Raw genomic sequence first — 20,675 nt, forward strand, 5'->3', positions numbered from 1 at the left:
TAACTCCTCAAGAGAATACGGGGAGGCCGGCAAGCAGATGGCGCTGGTCATATTCGGCGACGAAGCCCAGACCTTCGGCCGCGTGGGACAGGTCATAAAGCGGCGCGAAGGGTTGCCGGACATAGACGTCCCGATTGCGAATTTCGACGGCTCCGCCATGCAGCCGGCGCAGCCGGTCGAGGGTCGGCTCGGGCGAAAGTGTCACCTGCGCCGACAGGTAGAAGCGCTCGAACGCGCCCGGCTCCATCCGAAGTTCGAAAGCGAGCCTGAAGGCACGGGCGAGATCGCGCGGGTCGATGTGGTGATGCAACGGACCGCCGCCGGCCGATGATGGGCCCCCGACCATCGGGCCGCGGTAGCGGTCCGGATCCCTGGCCCGCGCCACGATCTCGCCCGCCATCTCGGGATAGGCGACGAAAACGGTGCGCAGGGCCACCGCCGAGAGGCCTCGCAGCGCGTAGGCGCGAACGAGGTCTTCGCCAGCAACCTTGCTGATGGCATAGGGATCGGTCGCGAGGAGCGGATGATCGAGATCGAGCGGCGCATAATGCGGCGCCAGCATCCGGCCCTCGCGCACCGTATAGCCCGCCACGGAATCGCTTGAGCAGAACACCACGCGCCCGACACCTGCCGCTTCCGCTGCGTCGAGCACGGTGTATGTGCCAAGCAGATTGACGCGCATGATGGTCTGGCCGTCGCCCGACCAGATATTCGGTATAGCCGCCAGGTGCAGGACGCCATCGGCTCCGGCCATGGCGCGCTGCACCAGTTCGGGCGAGGTGACATCGCCCACGTGCCAGTCGATAGGGGCATCGCCGGCGCGTCGATCGAGACCCCGCACATGGTGGCCATGCGCCATCAGTTCGCGCACGACGAACCGGCCCAGCAATCCGGCGGCCCCGGTGACAAGAATGGTGCTCATGGGACAACTCCGGCCATGCACGGCACGAAGCCGAGGGGCTCCAGCGCGCGATGGCTGCTCAGGATTGCGGCATCGGGATCCTGGTCGATGATCTCGAGGGTGGTCGCCCCCTCGAAGCCGACCGCGTCGAGCGCCTTGGCGACCTCGGCAAACGGCACGGTCCCGGTGCCGATCGGGTCATGACGCCATTTGTCCCGCCCGGTATCGGACAAATGGACGATCCGCAGCAGATCGGCCAATTGCCGGATGCCGGCGGCCGCGTCTTCCCCGATGAAATGCGCGTTGGCGGCGTCGTAGCACACCCCGATCGCGGGCGAGGCGAACTCGCGCACGAACTGCTCCAGCGCCGTCGCGTCCGGGAAGGCGGCAAACGGCACGTTCTCGATCGCGAGGCCGACGCCGCGGTCCTCCGCATGGGGCAACAGCTTGCCTATGCCATCGCCGACCCAGCCGGTGCGATCGGCGAGACTCGGCGGAAACAGCGGGCTCATCCGCCCCGGCACCACCACCACCGTCGCGGCACCGATATCGGCGGCGAGATCGATGGTGTCCTCGAACATTTTCACCGACGCGGCCCGCACGCGCGCGAACGGACTGGCGAGGTTGTGGTCCAGGCTCGGCAGGTTGATCGCGGTCTTGTAAGCGCCTGCATCCTGCAGGACCGCACGCAGTTCGCGCCGCGCGGCTGGTCCGAAATCGTCGAACGACAGATGCGGGGGCTGCAGCAGGAACTCAATCTGGCGATAGCCGAGCCGTCCCAGACGGCGCACGCAGGCTGCCGCCGGAGTGGACCAGATATAGCCGTAGGTGTTGATGCCGATATCGCGCGCCATCAGACGGCCCGCAATTCGGTGGGAGCCAGATCGGCGACCTTGGTGATGCCCAGCAGCCGCTCCTGCAGCGCGATGTCGCCCGCCAGCGTTTCGGCATCGCCGCTGAACGCCACCTTGCCGCTGACCAGGACGTAGGCCCGATCAGCCATCGCCAGAACGCTCTCGGCGTGATGTTCAACGATCACGAGGCTGGCCTTCCGAGTGAGCTTGGCCACAGCTTCACGCACCTCCTGCACGACGGCGGGCGCGAGGCCTTCGAAGGGCTCATCGAGCAGGATCAGCCGGCTCGGCACCATCAGTGCGCGCGAAATCGCGACCATCTGGCGTTCGCCCCCGGAGAGGTTTTCGGCCCGCTGCCGCATCAGCCCCCGCAACTTCGGGAACAGATCGCAGATTTCCTCCTGCGAGGCGCCGCCGCGCCGCACCGCCAGCTTGAGATTCTCCTCGACGGTCAGGTTCGGGAACAAGCGACGGCCTTCCGGCACCAGGGATATGCCCAGGCGATTGATTTCGTCGGGACGCAGCCCGTTGATCTCCTTGCCGTCGAAGGTGATCCGCCCCGCGGCCAACGGCAGCACGCCGGTGATCGCCCGCAGCGACGTGGTCTTGCCGACGCCATTGCGCCCCAGCAGCGCCACGACTTCGCCTGGCTGAACCACGAGGTCCAAACCATCGAGGACGGTACCTCCGCCGTAGCCGGCGAAAATGCCTTCGACCTTGAGCAGCGGAGCCGCGGACGCAGCGGACGTGGTGACCGGACGATCCGCGGCGGCGCGCGGTGGCGGCAACGCCTTGCCATGGGCACTGCCCAGGTAGGCTGCGATCACCTCCGGATGCCCGGCCACCTCGGACGGCTTGCCATCGGCGATCAATCGCCCCTGATGCAGCACGGTGATGCGGTCCGACATGGACAGGACGCGGTCGATGTCGTGCTCGATGAGCAGCACCGCGTAGGACTTCGCGAGGCGCTGGATCAGGCGGCTGACGACCTTGCGATCGGACTCCGCAAGACCGGCCAGTGGTTCGTCGAGCAGCAGAAGCTTGGCTTCCGTCGCCAGCGACACGGCGATTTCCAGTAGCCGCTTTTCGCCGTGCGCGAGCGATGCGCACGTCTCTTCCGCCCGGTCTGCGAGGCCCACGGCATCGAGCAGCGACCACACTTTGGCGTTCGCGGCTTCGTTGTCATAGGCGTCGTTCCAGTAGCCGCCCCACTGGTGCTGCGCGGCCTGCACCGCGATGCGCACGTTCTCAAAGGTCGTGAGGTTGGGAAATACGCTCAGGATCTGGAACGAGCGCGACATGCCGAGCCGCGCCCGCTTGTGCGGCGCCAGATGCTGGATCGGCCTGCCTTCGAACAGGATGGCGCCGGCATCGATCTTGTGAACGCCGGTGAGGAGATTGAACAGGGTCGTCTTGCCCGCGCCGTTCGGACCGATCAGGCTGTGCAGGCCGATCCGGCTCACCTCCAGCGAGACCGCATCTTGGGTGACGATCGAGCCGAAGCGCTTCGACACGTTCTCGATCAGGAGAATTGGCGTCGATGAGTCCGAAACGACGGCCTGGGCCGATGTGAGCGGCGCAATCTTCGACGGGCGGGGCGGGATCACCGACCGCGTCAGCGTCCAGCGGCTGCGCCCCATCAGGCGTTGGAAAATGCCTTGCACGCCTTCATGGGACAGCAGGGCAAAGGCGATGATGATAGGAGCGAAGAGCAGCCACCAGTTCTCAGTGATCGCGCTCAGGCGGTCTTCAAGGGTGATGAAGATGATTGCGCCCCACAGCGGGCCCAGGAAGTGATGCACGCCGCCCAGCGCCGCCATCAGCACCGGGTCGCCGGCATGCTGCCAGCTCAGATTGTTGGCATAGACGCCTTGCAGCAGCAGCGACATGAGGCCACCCGCCACGCCGATGACGCCGCCCGCGACGATGAGCGCGATCAGCTTCGTGCGGTAGGTGTCGAAGCCGAGGCTCGATACGCGCTGTTCGTTGTCGCGGATCGCCTGCATCAGCCGGCCGAACGGAGCGTGAGCCAGGCGCCACATGACCCAGCAGCTTCCCAGAACCGTGACCAGCGCGAAGATGTGGAACGATACCGCCGAACCGAACAGGGGCCGCTCGACATTCTGCAGGCCGTTCTCGCCGCCGGTCACGCTGGTCCATTTGAACGCGATTTCGAAGGCGATCTGCGAACAGGCCAGCGTCAGCAGCGAGAAATAAAGGCCGCGCCGCCGCAGGATGATGGCACCGACAACCAGGGCCAGAAGCAGCGAGAACAGAGCGGCGATGATGATGCCGGTGATCTCGTTGCCGCCGAGCATGCCGCTGCCGATGGCAAGGGCGTAACTGGCGCAACCAAAGAAGAACGAGGCACCGAACGGGACCAGTCCAACATAGCCGATCAGGAAGTTCACACCGCCGGCATAGAGCGTGTAGATGGCGATCTGGGTGATGCGATGGATCGGCATGCCCGTGGCAAGCGCGATGCCCGTCGCCGCGATCAGCACCACCGTCATGATGAAGATGGGGTGGTCCCAGAGGCGGTACAGAATTGAGCGACCATTTCTCATTCGAATCGCTCCCAGCGCTCGCCGAACAGGCCGCGCGGCCGAAGCAGCATGATTGCAAACATGAGGACGTACATCGAAGCTGCGGCAGCCTCGGGCTTGAACTGGATCGTCAGTGACGTGACGATTCCGACGGCGAGCCCGGCCACGACCGCGCCCCGGAACGATCCGAGACCGCCGATGGCGACGACGACGAAGGCCGGCATTACCGCGTTCGCCGCCATCGAGGGCGAGACCGTCCAGAGCGGGGCTGCAAGGACGCCAGCAATGGCGGCCAGCCCGCAGCCGAGGCCGAACACCGCCGTGAGAACGCGCGGCAGGTTGATGCCCAGCAGTTCCACCATTTCGGGATCCCGGCTGCCGGCGCGCAGAACCCGGCCATACGGCGTCCAGGCCAGAAAGGCCCACAGGCCGAGCAGGGTCGCGATGGTGGCACCGAGCACAGCGACGCGATACTTCGTGATCAACAGCGGCCCGGCCTCGACGACCCCGAGCAGCGCGGGCGGTGCGTTGAAGGGCTTGCCATCCGCACCCCAGATATAGCGGATCAGCGCTTCGATCAGCAGAGCAAGCGCGAACGTCACGATGAGGCTCAGCAACGGCTCCTTGCCGTAGAGGCGACGGATGATCGTCACCTCCACGAGCATGCCCACCAAGCCGACCAGGAGCGGCGCAAAGATCACCGCCGGCCAGCCGAACAGCTGGAACAATTGCCAGGCCGCGTAGGCACCGAGCGCAAAGAACGCGCCGTGCGCGAAATTAATCACGCCGAGCAGTCCGAACGTGATGGAAAGTCCCACGGCAATCAGGACGTAGATGAAGCCAAGGACGAGACCATTGGCCGTCTGTGAGACGAGGGTGTCAAGCATGTTTCCATCCGTTCGGAAGCTGCGACGAAACAGGGCGGCGCGCGACCTGCCGGCTCAGAGAGGCGGCATGTTGCAGCCAACCTCTTCCTTGGTGCCGAACGCCGTCTCCGTACTGGCTGCAGAGTCGGACGTATTCTTCAGAACGTCGAAATAGTCCCACTTGTCGGTGATCTGCTTCTTGACGCCGACGATGACGGCGGGGCGCACCATCTGGTGGTCCCATTCACGGAAGAAGAATGGGAAGGCCTCTTCGGTATTCTTCCACTTTTCCAGCTGGGTCACGATCGCCTTCGGATCAGTGGACTTCGCGGCCTCGATCGATTCGAGCAGGGCACGCATGCCGATCCAGCCCGACCACGTCTTATCGGACGGCGGTTCGTGATACTTCTTCTCGAAATCGGCGGTCATTTTCTTCTCTGCCGCCGTATTCTTTGGGTTGTTGTAATACCACGGCTTCACGTAGATTCCGGTCGACGCCTGGGCACCGACGTCCCAGAAATCGGTATCGGTCACGGCGATGGCGGCGTAGGGGATCTTGTCCTTCATCCCCATCTCGTTCCACTGCTTGAGGAAGTTCGAGAAATCGCCGCCCACGAGGCCGCCGACGACGACATCAGGCTTCGCCTGTCGGATCTTCAGAATGTAGGAGCTGTAGTCGGCGGTATTGATCGGAACTTCATCCACGCCAACTTCAGTTGCGCCCACTTTCTTGAGCAGGGCGCGCGAAGCGCGGAGAATGTCCTGCCCGAACGCATAGGACGCCGTGATGAAGTAGACCTTCTTGCCGATCTGCGAGACGTAAGGCATCAGGCCTTCCATCTGGACCGGCACGGTCGCCTGGGTCCGGAATGTATAGCGGCTGCAGCTCTTGCCGGTGATCTCGCTAGCCGCAGCGCCGGTCAGGATCAGCGGGATCTTCTCGCGATTGGCGACGCTCATCATCGCCAGCGCCGACGAGCTGTAGTTGCCACCGACGACGGCAACCACTTTGCTCTCGTCAACCAGCCTCTGCATGTTCTGCTGAGAAACTTGCGGATTGGGCTCGTCGAGCCACACCAGCTCGATGGGACGACCGAGCACCTTGCCGCCGGCCTGCTCCACGGCGAGTTCGCTGCCGCGCTGCAGATACTGGCCGATGGCGGCGCCGGGACCCTGTTTCGAGTAGATCAGGCCAATGCGGATGGGCTCTGCGGACTGCGCATAAGCAGCCCCAAGGCCCAAGGTCGAGAGCGCCACGGCGCCGGCAATGGCACCGATGAAGGCTCTTCGCTGAGTAGGACTTTTCGTCATGCTCGTTCTCCTCCCGTATTGTTTTGTGTTTTGCTTCAGGTCGTGCGGTGGGGTTTGCCGAAAATCGGTTCTTTGAAGGGGATGGGGGGCAATTCCCATGTGCCGGTCGACGGCGGCCGCACATCCGAATCGACATGCACGTCGATCACACAGGGGCGACGGTTCTTGATCGCCGCCTCGACGGCGCCACGCAGATCCTCGCTGCGGGTGACGGTCACGCCATCGGCGCCGCAGGCGCGCGCCCAGGCCGCAAAATCGGGGTTGTAACGATCGCCGCCGGGGCCCTGGTTGCCCTTGTAGAAGGCGGTGCCAAGTTCGCGGCCTTCAAACAGGCCGTATTGCAGGTCGCGGATGGCGCCCCAGGCGAAGTTGTTCCACACGATCCAGATGCAGGGCAGGTCATATTCGACCGCCGTGGCGACCACGTAGGGCGCCATCATGAAGCCGCCGTCGCCAACCACCGCCACGCAGGGACGATCGGGCGCCGCCAGCTGCGCGCCGAGGATGCCGCAGACGCCGAAGCCCATCGACGAATAGCCCCAGCTGTTCAGCATGCTCTGCGAGCGCTTAGGCTTCCAGAACTGCATGAACCAGTTGTGGTGCACACCGGAATCGAGCGAGAGGATGACATCGTCGGGTAGGACGTCGAGCAGCGCGCCGACGACATATTCCGGCCGGATCGGCGTCGTCACCGAACTGAAGTTCGGGCGCACGAACGCCTCCCACTCAGCAACCCACTTCGCCACGTCCTCGCGCCATGGCGCGAAGGCTTCGCGGGCGATCTCGGGATGCTCCGGCAGCGCGGCAATCATCTGGGCGGCGAACGCCTTGGCGTCGGCGATGATGCCGAGGGTCGGCGGGTAGTTGCGGCCGAGCTCCGCCGGATCGATATCGACCTGCAGCAGCTTCGTGTTCGGGAAGTTCCATGAATAGCCGGGATGCCAGCTCGACGACGAGCGATCATCGAAGCGCGTGCCGATGCAGATCACTAGATCCGCAAAACGGCCGGCCTGGTTGGCCGGATAGGCCCCATTTCGACCGATGAAGCCGAGCGTGAGGGGGTCATCGGCGGGAACACAACCCATGCCATTCGGCGACGTGATGACCGGAATGCCCAGCTTGTGCTGCAGTTCCGCGATCTCGGGGCCAGCTTCCGCGAGCGTCGTGCCGTGGCCGATGAAGAAGACGGGACGCTTCGCGCGCGACAGGAGATCGAGGGCCGCCGCCACATCGTCCGCGCTGGCGCTGGGACGATGCCCCCCATGCACATGGGACAGGGGCGGAAGCTCGACGTCGTCTTCCTCCTGGAAAACATTATAGGGGATGTCGAGGTTGACCGGTCCGGGGCGGCCCGTGACCATGGTATCGAAACCCTGACGCAGCGCCAGGGGCAGCATGTCGACGCGGCTGGGCTGGAACGAGCGCTTCACCACCGGGCGAAGAACCTGGGCGAAGTCGGCCTGGTTATGCGCGTACAGCTCCTGGAACGGCCCGCGATTGGCCTGGGAGGTCGGCACGTTGGCGGTGATCGCCATGAAGGTGGAGGAATCCGCCAGCGCCGTCGCGAGCGACATCACCATGTTGGCCGACCCCGGCCCGGTCGATGTCAGCGTGGCGACGGGTTGATGCTTCACGCGGAAATAGGCGTCCGCCATGTGCCCGGCGCATTGTTCATGACGCGGGGACACCAGCTTGACCTTGTCGCGTACTGCGTGCAGCGCGTCCAGGATGCCGACGTTACCGTGTCCGCAGATCCCAAAGACGAAGGGCACGTTCTGCTTGACAAGATACTCGGCGATGACTTCGCCACCCTTCATTTTTGCCATAATTTTTTCCTATGGTTCTCGGCCACCAAGCATCTCAGGCCAAGATGGTGATCATGCGTTCTTCGCTCATCTCGCGGATCGCGTAGTGCGGGCCTTCCCGCCCGAAGCCGCTGTCCTTGGAGCCGCCATAGGGCATGACGTCGACACGAGAACTCGGCGTCTCGTTGATGTGGACGCCGCCCACCTGCAGCTTGAGGGCGGCCTGCATCGCAACATCGATGCGCTTGGTGAAGATGCCGGCGGCCAGGCCGAACGGTGTGGAATTGATGCGCGCGATCGCCTCGTCCATCGAATCGAACGGCGCGACGCAGAGCACGGGTCCGAACACTTCCTGGCAGCCGAGTGGCGTGCTCGACTGGACGTCGGTGAGCAGGGCCGGCGGAACGACTGCGCCCTCGCGTTCGCCGCCCGCCAGGAGACGCGCACCGTGATCGACCGCGTGTCGGATCCAAGCTTCGATGCGCCGCGCCGATGCTTCGCTGATCACTGGCCCGACGACCGTCCTGTCATCAGCCGGATCGCCGTATGGTAGCGCCTTCACCATCGGCACCAGGCGATCGATCACGCGCTCCATCAGAGGCCGCTGCACCAACAGGAGCTGGATCGAGGTGCAGACCTGCCCGGCCTTGCGATAGCTGGCGTTGATCACCTTCGGCAGCGCGACGTCGAGATCGGCGTCCTCGCAGAGAATGCAATGGGCGATCGAACCGAGTTCCATCTGCGTGCGCCGCAAGCCGGCGGCCGCCTGGATCGACCGCCCCACCTCGGTGCTGCCAGTGAAGGCGTAGAAGCGCACCAGCGGCTCCTGGAGCAGCCATTGCGCGACTTCGGCATCCCCATGGAGGACCGACATCAAGCCCGAGGGAAGTCCCGCTTCGAGGAGACACTCGGCCATGATGCAGGACGACATGGGCGTATGCAGCGATGGCTTCAAGACCACGGCGTTGCCGGCGGCCAGCGCGGGGCCGACCTTGTGGGCGACCGTGTTCAACGGCGCGTTGAACGGCGTGATGGCACAAATGACCCCGAGCGGCACGCGCAAGGTGAAGCCGAGCCGCCCGGCTTGGCCGGCCGCGCCCTCGATGGGAACCGTTTGGCCGCGAAAGTTGCGGGCTTCCTCGGCGGAGAGCCCGAACGTGACCGCCGTGCGCCGGACCTCGCCCACGGCATCGCGGCGCGGGAAGCCCGCCTCCTTGCCCAGTACGTCGGCGAGCTCTTCCGCCCGCTGCTCGATCAACGCGGCGGCACGATCGAGGATGGCCCCGCGCGCATAGGGAGTGAGTGTGCTGGCCTGAAACGCCGCATTGGCCGCGGCAACGCACTCGGACACCTGTTGGCGTGACGGCAGCTGCACATACATGCACGGCTCAAGGCGGTACTTATCCATCGCGGCCACAGCGGACGCGCCTTCCGTCCACTGGCCGCCGATCAACAGCCGGCAGGCAGGCAAAGCGGCCGTAATGTGCGGCGCCGCGGCATCTGCCATTGCTTCAACTCCCCGTTTTCTCGTTCCTTTGCGGCTTAGAGCCGATTGGGCATAAGCGAAAATACCGATTTACATTGGGTGCTATAAGCAGCACCTATATCCCTTCGCCGAACTCCTCATATGCCCGGTGCCCCATGGATCTGCGCCAGCTGCGGTACTTCGCCCAGATCGTCGAAAGCGGGAGCCTGTCCAAGGCGTCGCGTTGCCTGTTCGTGGCTCAGCCGGCGCTAAGCCAGCAGCTTGCCAAGCTGGAGGACGAAGTCGGCAAGCCGCTGCTGCATCGCTCCGCGCGCGGCGTCACCCCAACCGAAAACGGGCTCGCCCTCTATCACCACGCGCGCTTCATGTTGCGCCAGCTTGACCAGGCCCTGTCGATTGCGCGCCAGGACACAGGTGTCGTCCGCGGCATGGTCTCGCTCGGACTTCCATCGACCACACTGGTTGCGCTGGGCTTGCCGCTGATGCGGTGCATCCATGAAAAGTATCCGGGCGTCCTGCTCAATGTGGTTGAGGGCATGAGCGGGCATATCGCGCAGATGATGCGGCTCGGACAGCTGGATCTTGCAATCCTGTTCACAAGCGACGTTTCGTCCAAGCTCGACGCGATTCCGTTGCTGGACGAGGAGTTATTTCTTCTTTTGCCACGGCACAGCACTCATGTGCCGGAAGACCAGGTCAGTATCTCGGTCACTGATGTCGCCAAACTGCCGCTCATTCTGCCGACCGGCACACACGGACTGCGTCGCCGCATCGTTGCGGAATTCGATCGCCGCGATCTCACCCCGCATGTCGTCGCTGAGATCGACTCGCTCACACTCCTGATGAAATGCGTCTATGATGGCATGGGCGTCACCATCAAACCGATGTCCGCGCTACATCATGAAAACGAACATGGCCGAAACTGGCGCGCCATACGCATAACCGATGCAACGCTCAATCGTCGAAACTATCTCTACTCGATATCTAGAGACCTACTGTCTCCGGCGGCGTCGGCCGTCGCTCTTGAACTGCACCATACAGTGAACGTTCTCGTGACGACTGGAAAATGGCAAGGCGTCTCACTTGTCGAGCCCCACGACGATACGAACGTCACCTCGCAAGCCGCGGCCGAATAAGCCCCGCGCACATTGACGGCATGGCCGGACCAACTGCCGTACTGGTGGGTGGCCCCTTAATGATGGCCCAGATAGGCGCTCACCAGTTTCTCGTCGGCCATGAAGCGGGGCCAGTCACCGTCGCCGATCTCGTGGGCGACCCGCCCGGTCGCCATCACATAGGCCCGGCTGGTCGCACTCGAGGCGATGGCGATGTTCTGCTCCACCAGAATGATGCTCATGCCATCGGCGCGCAGCCGGCCGAGAACATCGAGGATGTCCTTCACCACTTTGGGGGCGAGGCCGGTGGAGGGTTCGTCCATCAGCATGATGTCCGGCTGGAGGAGAAGCGCGCGGCCGATGGCGACCTGCTGTTGCTGACCTCCGCTGAGGAGGTCGCATCGTGCGCCCAGCTTTTCGCCCACCGCGGGGAAGAGATCGACGATCCGCTCCAGGGTGAACACGCGTCGGCGTCCCCGGCCTGCCCGCTCGGCCAGTGCCAGATTTTCCCGCACCGTCAGCTCGCCGAACAGGTTCCGGTTCTCAAGCACCACGGCGAGACCGAACCCGCTGCGCAGATGCGGCGGGATGCGGGTGATGTCCTTGCCGTCCAGGCGGACCTCGCCGTCCCGCGCGGGCAGGAGACCGGCCAGCGTGCGTACCAGCGTCGTCTTGCCGGCACCGTTGGCACCCACCAGACCGACCACTTCCCCCTTGCCGATGCCGAGATCAATCCCCTTGAGGATCGTCAGCGCGCCGTAGCCGGCGCAGAGGCCCTTCACGCTCAACATCTCACACCCCCAGATAGGCCTCGCGCACGGCCGCATTCTCCTGGACCTCCGTCATGGTGCCGGAGGCGATGATCCGTCCGAAGTTGAGCACGTGGATGGCTTGCGCCACCCCCATCAGGTCCATGTTGTGTGAGACGAGCAGGATGGCGATGCCCTCGTCCGCCAGAAGCTTCAACTTGGTGATGAGCACCTCGATCTCGGTGGTGGTGAGACCCGAGGAGGGTTCGTCCAGCATCAGGAGCCTCGGCTGGCCCTGATAGGCCCGGGCCAGCTCCAGCAGGCGCCGCTGGCCGGCGGTGAGAAGGGGCGACGGCCGGTCGAAGACGGCTCCGAGATCGAAGCGTTGCGCGGTCTCATAGGCCCGCGCACGCATGTCCGTCATCTCGCGCCGCGCCGAGGGGAGGCCGGCAAGGCCGGCAAAGAAGCCCGAGCGGCCCGCCTTGAAGGCGCCCACCATCACATTCTCCGCGACGGTCAGGCGCTCGAATATCTTCGGCGTCTGGAAGGTCCGCACCAGGCCGTCGAGGCTCCGCCGGCGCACACTCTCGGCACGGACATCCCGTCCATCGAACATCACCTCACCCGATGTGGGCGTGAGAAAGCCGGAGATGATGTTGAACAAGGTCGTCTTGCCCGAGCCGTTGGGGCCCATCAGCCCGGTGATGCCCACGGCCGGAGCCGCGAAGCTCACGTCGTGAAGCACCAGGAAGCCACCGAAGCGGTGGGCGATGGCCTTCAGCTCCAGCAACGGAGCATCGGGGGCGCGAGCGGCAATGCGGGGAGCAAGGGTCATGGCGTGGCCTCCCCGCTGGCGGCGACACCGGACCTGCGCCTCACAAGATCCACCAGGCCGCGGCCAAGGCCCCATAGGCCATCCGGGAAGAACACCACGGACGCGACAAGCGCGAGCCCGAAGAGGACGCGATGGATGTCGCCGAGCGCGCTGAGCAGTTCCGGCACGAGGCCGATGAAAAGCGCGCCAATGATGACCCCGGCCGGGACCGACGCGCCGCCAATGACCGGGACCAGCAGGAACATGATGGACTTGTCCACGCCGAAGCTGTCCACGTTCACGAACCCCACATAATGGGCGAACAGGCTGCCCGACAGCGCGCCGAGGCCGCTCGACAGCATGAAGATCCAGAGCTTCAGCCGGGCGTTGTCGATGGCCATCACCATGGCCGCATCCGGAGCGTCACGCATGGCCTGGAGGGCGAGGCCGATGCGGCTGCCCATCAGATTGTGCATGGCAAGGATGATGGCGAAGGCGATGGGCCAGACCAGATAGTAGTACTTTTCCGGCGTGTCGAAGACGAAGCCGCCGATCGCCAGCTTCGGCACCCCCGGCACGCCGAGCGTGCCGCCGGTGATGAAGTCCGCCTCGAAATAGATGTTGGTGCAGATGATGCCGAGGGCGAGGGTCGCCAGCGCCAGGAAGTAACCCGACAGCCGCAGGATGGGCCGGCCGATAAGCGCGGCGATGGCAATCGAAAGCACGATGCCGATGGCGATCCCCGCGGGCGCCGGCCAGCCCAGCCGCGCCGAGCAATAGGCGCTGGCGTAGCCGCCGATGCCGTAGAAGGCCGCCTGGCCGAGATTGACGATCCCGCCCTGTCCGAGGAGGAAGCCGACGCCGGCGCCCGCGATGGCATAGAGCCCGCAGAACACCAGGAGGTCCACGGCGTGGCGCTCCAGGACCAGCGGCAGGATTAGGTAGAGGCCGGCGGCGAGCGCGAGCGCGGACAGGGCAGCCGCCGATGGGAGGGTGGTCCCTACCCGTCGCACAGCTGGCTCATCGGCAATGCCGAGCGGGGCCAGAGAGGTCTTGTTGGGCAGCATGGCTCAGCCTCCCTTGCGGCCGGCGCGGCCGAGGATTCCATCGGGAACAAAGATCATGATGACGATGAGCAGGGTGAGGGCGACGGCATCCTTCATCCCGGACGAGACGAAGACGATGGACATCGCCTCCAGGATGCCAATGATGAGCCCCCCGACCAGCGCCCCGAGCGGATTGGAAAGGCCGCCCAAGATGGCCGCCGCGAAGCCCTTCAGCGTGAGCAGCGGCCCCATCTGGTAGCCGACGCCGATGAGCGGGGCGACGAGCAGGCCCGCCAGCGCCGCCAGCAGGCCGCCCAGCGCGAAGGTGGCCGTGCGCATGGCACGGACATTGATGCCGGTGGTGGCAGCGCCGTCGGGATCGATGGAGGCCGCCATCATCGAGAGACCCAGATGGGTGTGCCGGTAGAACAGGCGAAGCCCCAGGATCAACGCGGCGGAGATGGCAATCACCCAGAGGGCATGCTCGCGGATGATGGCGCCGAAGACCTCATAGACGTCGTCACCGAGCGGAGGCAGGAGATGCTCCTCCCGCCCGAACAGGTAGAGCACCCCGGCCGAGAAGGTGAAGCCGAGGCCCACCGTGAGCAGGAGGAAGGATTCCTCCCGCGCCCGCCGCGCAAACAGGGCGCGGATGGGGCCGAGTTCCACGAGGATGCCGATGGCCATTCCCGTGAGAGCCCCGACAGCCACGGCCAGCCAGAGCGGAAGGCCCCACACGACGGCGGCGAACACCGCCGTCGCCGCGCCCACCACTGCGAGCTCGCCCTGCATGGCGTTGATGACGTGGCTACCCTTGAAGATGACGGCAATGCCGAGCCCGACGAGGGCATAGACGAAGCCGTTGGTGACGCCGGCGAGCAGCGCCTGGGTGAAGAGCATCAAGGCCAAGGGAGGTCCCCCTGTTTGGGTTCAGGAACCGGCCTTGAACGGCAGGCGGACAAACTTGCCCTTGTCGAGCTTCGAGAAAACGTAACTTTTAAGCGTGAGCCCGGTCAGGTCGTCCTGCGAGAAGTCGAACCGCGCCATGGCGCCGTCGAAGGGACCGCGGATCGCCTCGCAGAGGGCGCCAGGCTGGGCGTCCGGTCCGACCTTGGCGAGGCCGGCGGCCACCGCGTTGAAGGCGTCCCAGGCGCTCGCCTCCATGGTCTTGGGCAGCACCCCGTATTCCTTGTGGAAGGCGTCCACGAACGCGCTCTGGCCGGGCAGCGGATCCTCCGCAACAAGGAACTCGGCGAAGACGATGTTGTCCGCCGCGTCGCCCATGGCCTTCACATACTCGTAAGTCGCGGTTCCGATGCCCGACAGGAGCGGCACGGTCATGCGGATCTGCCGTGCGTTGCGGAAGGGCGTCGCCGAGTTGCCGATGACGGCGACGGCGTCGGGGGCTGCGGCCTTCACCTTGGCGGCCTGTGTGGTGGCATCGGTCGCGCCGACCTCCCATTTCTCCACCGCCACGATCTCCACGGGGTAATCGGGGCTCACCTCGCGGATCTTCGCCATCACGATGTTGCCGTAGGCAGAATCATGCAGCACGCCGAGCTTCTTCGCGCCCAGCGCCTTGGTCGCGACCTCGAGCAGCGCGCGGGCGTTGAGGTCCTGGGACGGGAGCATGTGGAACACGCAGCGCCGGGTCTTCTCCATGGGAACGCCAAGGCCGGTGAAGGCCATGACGGGGATCTTGGCCGGGTCGGCCACGCCGCCCACGGCAAGGGTCGAGGCTGTCAGCGTCGGGCCGATGATGGCCTGCACCTTCTGCGAGAAGATCAGGTTGTTCGCCTTGGTGACCGCCACATCCGGGCTCGACCCGTCGTCCTCAATGACAAGCTGGACCTGGCGGCCGTCGATGCCGCCCTTCTCGTTCACCAGCTTTACGGCCAGCTGCAGCCCGTTGCGCTGAGGAATGCCGGCGCCTGCGCCGGGCCCGGTGGTCGACAGGATGGCGCCGATGCGGATGGGTTCCGCGGCATCAACGGGTTTGCCCGTTCCAGAAAGCGCGAAGACGAGCGCGGGCACGGCCAGGACCGCCCGGCGCGACACTGATTGCTTCATGTTCTTCCTCCCAGATTTTATGATTATTCGACACTTCAGAAACCGACGCGGTCACCTCCCTTGAGGGCGAGCATCGACCGCGCGTCGCTTGGCGTTGCGATCTCGTGGCCGAGCTCTTCCAGGATCTGGCGGACCTTCCTCACTTGCTCGGCGTTGTTCGCAGCGAGCCGTCCGCGACCGATGAAGAGGCTGTCCTCTAGCCCCACCCGCACATTCCCGCCCAGCATGGCCGCTTGAGTTGCGACCGGAATCTGGTGCCGACCTGCAGCCAGCACCGACCAGACATAGTCCGCGCCGAACAGCCGGTCTGCGGTGCGCTTCATGAAGAGGACGTTGTCCATCTCGGGACCGATGCCGCCCAGGATGCCGAAAATGGTCTGGACGAAGAACGGCGGCTTTACGAGGCCGCGGTCCACGAAGTGGGCGAGGTTGTAGAGGTGGCCAACATCGTAGCACTCGTGCTCGAAGCGCGTGCCATGCTCCTCGCCGAGAAGCTTCAGGATCCGTTCGATGTCGCGGAAGGTGTTGCGGAAGATGAAGTCATCGGTGCTCCGCAGGTAGGGCTCTTCCCAATCGAACCGCCAGTCCTTGTAGCGGTCAGCCAGCGGATAGATGCCGAAGTTCATGGAGCCCATGTTGAGCGAGCACATTTCCGGCCGCGCCGCCAGCGGGGCGGCGAGGCGGTCCTCCACGCTCATGTTCAGGCTGCCGCCGGTGGTGATGTTCAGCACCGCATCGGTCGCCTGCTTGATGACCGGCAGGAACTGCATGAAGACCTTCGGATCCGGCGTCGGGCGGCCGTCTCGCGGATCGCGGGCGTGCAGGTGGAGGATGGCCGCACCGGCCTCCGCGGCGGCGATGGACTGGGCCGCGATATCCTCGGGCGTGAACGGCAGTGCGGGCGACATGGTGGGGGTGTGGATGCCCCCGGTGATGGCGCAGGTGATGATGACCTTGTTGGGCCGCTTCATGCGTCTTCTCCTTGGCCGATCTTGCGCACCGCGTCCTTCAGATGGTGCACGAGGGTGGCGCGCAGTTGGTCGGCATCCCCCGCCTCCCAGCGGCGGAAACCTTCTCTGGACTTCATGCCGAGCCGGCCCTGCGCGACGAGAGCGCGCAGATAGGCCGAGGGCGCGGGATCGCGATTGAGCGCGGGGAGGATGGTCTCATGGATGGCGAGGGTCAGGTCGGTGCCTACAAGATCCGCATTCTCCAGCGGCCCGAGGACCGCAAGGCGCAGCCCGAAGCTGGACTTGACCACCGTATCCACCGTCTCGGCGTCGCAGACCCCCTCTTCAACGAGGGAGATGGCCTCCCGCCATAGCGCGTGCTGCAGCCGGTTCCCGACGAAGCCCGCCACGTCCCGACGCACATGGACCGGCTTCTTTCCCGCTGCCGCGAGGATGTCCATCGTGCGTGCGACAATGTCGGGCGCGGTGCGGTCCGTCCCGATCACCTCGACCAGCGGGACCAGGAAGGGTGGGTTCCACCAATGGGTGCCGAGCGCCCGCTCCGGCCTGGCGAGGCCGGCCATGATGCTGCCGATGGGGATGACGGAGGTGTTGGTTGCGAGAATGGCGTCGACCGGGGCGTCGGCCTCGATTGCGGCGAACAGTGCGCGCTTGGCGTCGAGGTTTTCGGTCGCCGCCTCGATGACGAGGTCAGCGCCGGCAACGGCATCCTTGAGCTTCTGGCAAGGCAGAACCCGTTGTGCGGCGGCGGGGTCCTGGCCGAGCGCGGAAAGGTTGGCACCGATGCGTGAGCGCAGGGACGCCAGCGCATCGGGCATCGGGTCGAACACCCGGACCTCGTGCCCCCGCTCCGCGAACACCTGGGCAATGCCATGGCCCATGAGGCCGGCGCCGACAATGGCTGTGATTGGTTTTCCGGTCATGCCCTTCTCCTCCCGCGTCCCCCCCAGGGTGCGACCCGTCCCGGCTCGATGCCGGAACGGGTCAGGTCGGGTGCTGCTCAGAGGGGGGTGCCCGCCTCGATGCGGTACGCCTGCTCGGGATCCTCGATGGCGACGAGGCGGATGATGCAGCCGTCGCCCCGATCCCAGTTCCAGGGGAAGAAGGCGAAGGTCACGCGCTTGCCGGTAACCGCGTCGAGGTCGCCACCCACATTCTCGATGCCGAGAATGCCGTTGGTGAAAAGCTTGCGGTGGACCGGCTCCCACTCGGGGTGATCCTCCTTCCAGTCCCGGCCGCCGGACCATGCCTTGTATTCCTCGGCGAGGTGGGGATGCAGGGGGCCGTTGCGGTGAGGGCCGATGGCTGTCGCCAGCGGGTGGTCGTTGGCCTGGGTATCGTGGCCAACCACCTTCACCCGCTTCTCGACGAACCAGTCGCCGGCCGAGGCCACGAAGCCGGGCGCGTAGCAGAAATACTCGGCATTGTCGTCGTAGAGCTTGTGCCACCCAGTGTTCACGATGACCACGTCGCCCGGACGCACATGCGCCCCGGCGGCCTTTTCAAGGTCCTCGTAGGTGATGGGCTCCCACCTCTTCTTCGGGATCGAGACGACGATCCCGGTGCCGAAGAAATGCGGCAGGGGAACTTCATCGATGAAGGGGGTGCCTTCCACCACGTGGGCCGGCGCGTCGATATGGGTCGTGTTGTGCATCGTGGTCGTGATGCGCTGGGTCAGGACACCCGATTTCGCCATGTAATGAATGCGATCGATCTGTACGTCCTGGAAATATGGCCAGTTCGGAGACTGGAATCCAAACCGGTGCGACAGGTTATAAAACTTGAGCCCCATGTCATTATGAAGGTTCGACTGGAACTCGATGCCACGAATCGTGACAGTCATTTAACGCCTCCCAGCGTCTTGCCCTCGGCGAGGGCGGATCTTTTTTGTTGCTTCCGGGATATGGCGCATGAAGGGGGTGGTCAAACATAATGATACATGTGTATTGTAATGCGATACACATCCATGGAGCGAGCGATGACGGAGGATGGAGCGGCCATCCGCGAGGGGGGCGGAATCCAGGTGATCGCTCGGGCGGCGGCCATCCTGCGGTCCTTGAAGAACGTGCGTTCGGGGCTCAGCCTCGCGCAGATCGCGGGCCGAGTGGGTCTCCCGCGCTCGACCGTGCAGAGGATCGTCAATGCCCTGCTGGAGGAAGACCTCGTAATTTCCGCAGGTCCCGACGGGGGCTACCGCCTCGGGCCCGAGATCCACGCGCTCTCGCGCTCGGGAAAGATCGACATCGTCGAGCAGGTACGCCCCCATATCGTAGCGCTCTCCCAGGCGACGGGCGAGACCGTGGACTTTTCTGTGTTGCGCGGGAGTGAGGTGCTCTTCCTTGACCAGGTGACGGGGACGCACCGGCTGCGGGCGGTCTCGGCGGTCGGGGACATTTTCCCGCTGACCAATACGGCCAACGGCAAATGCTGCCTCGCTCTGCTCGAACCCGAGCGCGCGCGAGCTTTGGTTCGCAAGGAACTCCCGGGCACGAAGCGACTGGACGCGGTGCTCGCAGAAATCGGCGAGGTGCGACGCACGGGCATCGGCTTCAATCACGAGGAACATACGGTCGGGATCAGTGCCGTGGGCATTGGCTTCCGCGATGCCGCAGGCGGTGTCTATTCGATTTCCATCCCCGTTCCCACCTCACGCTTTGAACTCGTGCGAGATGACGCAATTCGCCATCTGCAAGCACACAAGAGCCAGATCATCGAAGAATTAGGCGCCGGCAACAAAAACGTCCGGGTGGCGTGACTATCGTGGATCAGAATATTTGAACAATATTCGGCAGCGGAGCGGCGCTCACCTCCCGCCCGACACGAAGCGGGATGCAAGGTGAAGTACGCGTTTCGTCGCCGAGCATCGCCTGCTGTTTTCGATCCGCACCATGTGCCGGTGCCTGCATGTCCAGCCCAGCGGCTTCTACGCCTGGCTGAAGCGCACGCTGATCGAGCGCGCGCAGGAAGACCAAAACGGCATCCTGCAGCACGCAACGGCGCGTCGCCGTTGACGTCGACGACGGACATCTTGGCTATTGCTGCCTCACATGAAGCGTTGGTTGTTGACATGAGCCGCATCTCTCCTGCGGTTTGGACAACAGTCCGCAGCACTCCATCGCCACAGGCGAGGCGAGCTCCACAACACCGGAATGCGGGAAAGAATGCTCAGCCACTCAAACAGCATGGAGGCACCTTACCTTGATACCCCTCCAACCCTGAAAATGAATGCCCGGCAGCGCCTGTCATGCGCCATCGGGCTGCCAATTCGGCGTGTTCTATCGGACGCCCTTCAGTCGGTCGTTATCCCCCGGACCTCGACCTCCTCGAAGCGGTGCTGCTCGGCGGTGACGAGTGCGGAGAGCTCTCGTTTCAGTTCGTTGAAGGCAGCAGAGGAACTATCCCGGGGGCGCGCCAAATCCACCGTGAGATCGCGCTTGATCGTGCCGGGCCGATAGGTCAGCACAACAATACGATCCGCTAAATAGAGCGACTCCTCGATGGAATGAGTCACGAAAACGATCGTTTTTCCCGTGGCCGACCAAATGCGGATCAGTTCGTCCTGAAGCGTGCGGCGAGTGAGCGCGTCGAGTGCGCCGAACGGCTCGTCCATCAGCATGACGCGGCTGTCGAGCGCGAGGACGCGAGCAATCGCCACGCGCTGGCGCATGCCGCCCGATAGATCCTTGGGGAACCTCTCGCGGAACTCGGTCAGCTTCAGCATGGCGAGCAGCTCTGCGACCTTAGCGTCAATTGCATGGCGCTCCATGCCCTTGATTTCAAGGCCGAACGCGATGTTCTCACGAACAGTCATCCAGGGAAATAGCGCGTATTCCTGAAACACCACCCCCCGGTCGGGTCCCGGCGCAGTAACCGCCCTCCCCTCCACCGCGATGGAGCCGGAACTCGGTGCATAAAAGCCGGCGATCGCATTGAGAAGAGTGGATTTGCCACAGCCAGAAGGCCCCAGAAGGCAGACGAACTCCCCCTTACCGATTGTGAGGTCTATGTCCTTCAGGGCAACGATCTCGCCCGCTGCAGCACCGAAACGCTTGTTGAGGCCGGCAATGTCAATGTGGGGCATCCCCTGCGCCGCCACACGCTCCGGTCGAGATTTCGAGATAAGAGCTTCAGGAGACGCGGC

Annotated in this window: 18 protein-coding genes and 1 pseudogene; 3 read left to right on the forward strand and 16 right to left on the reverse strand. The window is 64.6% G+C overall.

Translation table 11 applies throughout. The annotated features are described in order from the left end of the window. Window positions 1-7: 7 nt before the first annotated feature. The 7 genes from ACT535_RS16725 to ACT535_RS16755 are packed head-to-tail and all read right to left on the reverse strand — an operon-like array spanning window position 8 to window position 9,790. Entirely contained in the window at window positions 8-922 is a 915-nt protein-coding gene (locus ACT535_RS16725; protein ID WP_476365284.1) for an NAD-dependent epimerase/dehydratase family protein, read from the reverse strand. Further along, window positions 919-1,755 carry a sugar phosphate isomerase/epimerase family protein gene (locus ACT535_RS16730; protein ID WP_476365285.1) on the reverse strand — a complete coding sequence of 279 codons (837 nt, stop codon included), beginning with the start codon at window positions 1,753-1,755 and terminating at the stop codon, window positions 919-921. The genes ACT535_RS16725 and ACT535_RS16730 overlap by 4 nt, the downstream gene beginning before the upstream one ends. Next, window positions 1,755-4,322, reverse strand: coding sequence for a branched-chain amino acid ABC transporter ATP-binding protein/permease (locus ACT535_RS16735; protein WP_476365286.1), 2,568 nt, complete (start codon window positions 4,320-4,322; stop codon window positions 1,755-1,757). Before ACT535_RS16735 ends, ACT535_RS16730 begins: the two co-directional genes overlap by 1 nt. After that, entirely contained in the window at window positions 4,319-5,188 is an 870-nt protein-coding gene (locus ACT535_RS16740; protein ID WP_168459454.1) for a branched-chain amino acid ABC transporter permease, read from the reverse strand. Before ACT535_RS16740 ends, ACT535_RS16735 begins: the two co-directional genes overlap by 4 nt. A gap of 54 nt (window positions 5,189-5,242) precedes the next feature. Continuing rightward, a complete protein-coding gene (locus ACT535_RS16745; RefSeq protein ID WP_476365287.1) occupies window positions 5,243-6,478 on the reverse strand; it encodes an ABC transporter substrate-binding protein in 1,236 nt (411 codons plus the stop codon). Window positions 6,479-6,513: 35 nt separating this feature from the next. Next, window positions 6,514-8,304, reverse strand: a complete 1,791-nt coding sequence (locus ACT535_RS16750; protein WP_168459452.1) for a thiamine pyrophosphate-binding protein — start codon at window positions 8,302-8,304, stop codon at window positions 6,514-6,516. A gap of 34 nt (window positions 8,305-8,338) precedes the next feature. Further along, complete coding sequence (locus ACT535_RS16755; RefSeq protein WP_476365288.1) at window positions 8,339-9,790, reverse strand: aldehyde dehydrogenase family protein; 1,452 nt, start codon at window positions 9,788-9,790, stop codon at window positions 8,339-8,341. 134 nt (window positions 9,791-9,924) lie between these two features. On the opposite strand from ACT535_RS16755, the gene ACT535_RS16760 reads away from it, so the two are divergent. Next, window positions 9,925-10,905 (forward strand): LysR substrate-binding domain-containing protein, encoded by a 981-nt coding sequence (locus ACT535_RS16760; protein ID WP_476365289.1) that lies wholly within the window; start codon window positions 9,925-9,927, stop codon window positions 10,903-10,905. A 56-nt stretch (window positions 10,906-10,961) separates the two neighbouring features. On the opposite strand, the gene ACT535_RS16765 is transcribed toward ACT535_RS16760, so the two are convergent. From ACT535_RS16765 to ACT535_RS16800, 8 genes are all read right to left on the reverse strand, one after another. After that, a complete protein-coding gene (locus ACT535_RS16765) occupies window positions 10,962-11,675 on the reverse strand; it encodes an ABC transporter ATP-binding protein (protein WP_476365290.1) in 714 nt (237 codons plus the stop codon). 1 nt (window position 11,676) lies between these two features. Further along, a complete protein-coding gene (locus tag ACT535_RS16770; RefSeq protein ID WP_476365291.1) occupies window positions 11,677-12,468 on the reverse strand; it encodes an ABC transporter ATP-binding protein in 792 nt (263 codons plus the stop codon). Continuing rightward, window positions 12,465-13,514: a branched-chain amino acid ABC transporter permease gene (locus ACT535_RS16775; protein ID WP_476365292.1), complete on the reverse strand. Its 1,050-nt coding sequence runs from the start codon at window positions 13,512-13,514 to the stop codon at window positions 12,465-12,467. Before ACT535_RS16775 ends, ACT535_RS16770 begins: the two co-directional genes overlap by 4 nt. A gap of 3 nt (window positions 13,515-13,517) precedes the next feature. After that, window positions 13,518-14,393: a branched-chain amino acid ABC transporter permease gene (locus ACT535_RS16780; protein WP_476365450.1), complete on the reverse strand. Its 876-nt coding sequence runs from the start codon at window positions 14,391-14,393 to the stop codon at window positions 13,518-13,520. Window positions 14,394-14,423: 30 nt separating this feature from the next. Further along, window positions 14,424-15,563, reverse strand: coding sequence for an ABC transporter substrate-binding protein (locus ACT535_RS16785; protein ID WP_476365293.1), 1,140 nt, complete (start codon window positions 15,561-15,563; stop codon window positions 14,424-14,426). Between the two features lie 35 nt (window positions 15,564-15,598). Beyond that, window positions 15,599-16,534, reverse strand: a complete 936-nt coding sequence (gene kce / locus ACT535_RS16790; RefSeq protein ID WP_476365294.1) for a 3,5-dioxohexanoate:acetyl-CoA acetone transferase — start codon at window positions 16,532-16,534, stop codon at window positions 15,599-15,601. Next, window positions 16,531-17,457: a 3-hydroxyacyl-CoA dehydrogenase family protein gene (locus tag ACT535_RS16795; RefSeq protein ID WP_476365295.1), complete on the reverse strand. Its 927-nt coding sequence runs from the start codon at window positions 17,455-17,457 to the stop codon at window positions 16,531-16,533. Before ACT535_RS16795 ends, kce begins: the two co-directional genes overlap by 4 nt. Before the next feature lie 77 nt (window positions 17,458-17,534). Then, entirely contained in the window at window positions 17,535-18,377 is an 843-nt protein-coding gene (locus ACT535_RS16800; RefSeq protein WP_476365296.1) for a cyclase family protein, read from the reverse strand. Window positions 18,378-18,512: 135 nt separating this feature from the next. Between ACT535_RS16800 and ACT535_RS16805 the strand changes: the two genes are divergently transcribed. Both ACT535_RS16805 and ACT535_RS16810 read left to right on the forward strand, forming a co-directional pair. Next, a complete protein-coding gene (locus ACT535_RS16805; protein WP_476365297.1) occupies window positions 18,513-19,289 on the forward strand; it encodes an IclR family transcriptional regulator in 777 nt (258 codons plus the stop codon). Window positions 19,290-19,361: 72 nt separating this feature from the next. Continuing rightward, window positions 19,362-19,506: pseudogene (locus tag ACT535_RS16810) on the forward strand (IS3 family transposase); the annotation flags it as partial. Window positions 19,507-19,823: 317 nt separating this feature from the next. Here the strand turns inward: ACT535_RS16810 and ACT535_RS16815 are convergent. Next, window positions 19,824-20,615, reverse strand: a complete 792-nt coding sequence (locus ACT535_RS16815) for an ABC transporter ATP-binding protein (RefSeq protein WP_476365451.1) — start codon at window positions 20,613-20,615, stop codon at window positions 19,824-19,826. Between the last annotated feature and the right edge of the window lie 60 nt (window positions 20,616-20,675).

This window comes from Xanthobacter sp. DMC12 (genome assembly GCF_056314105.1).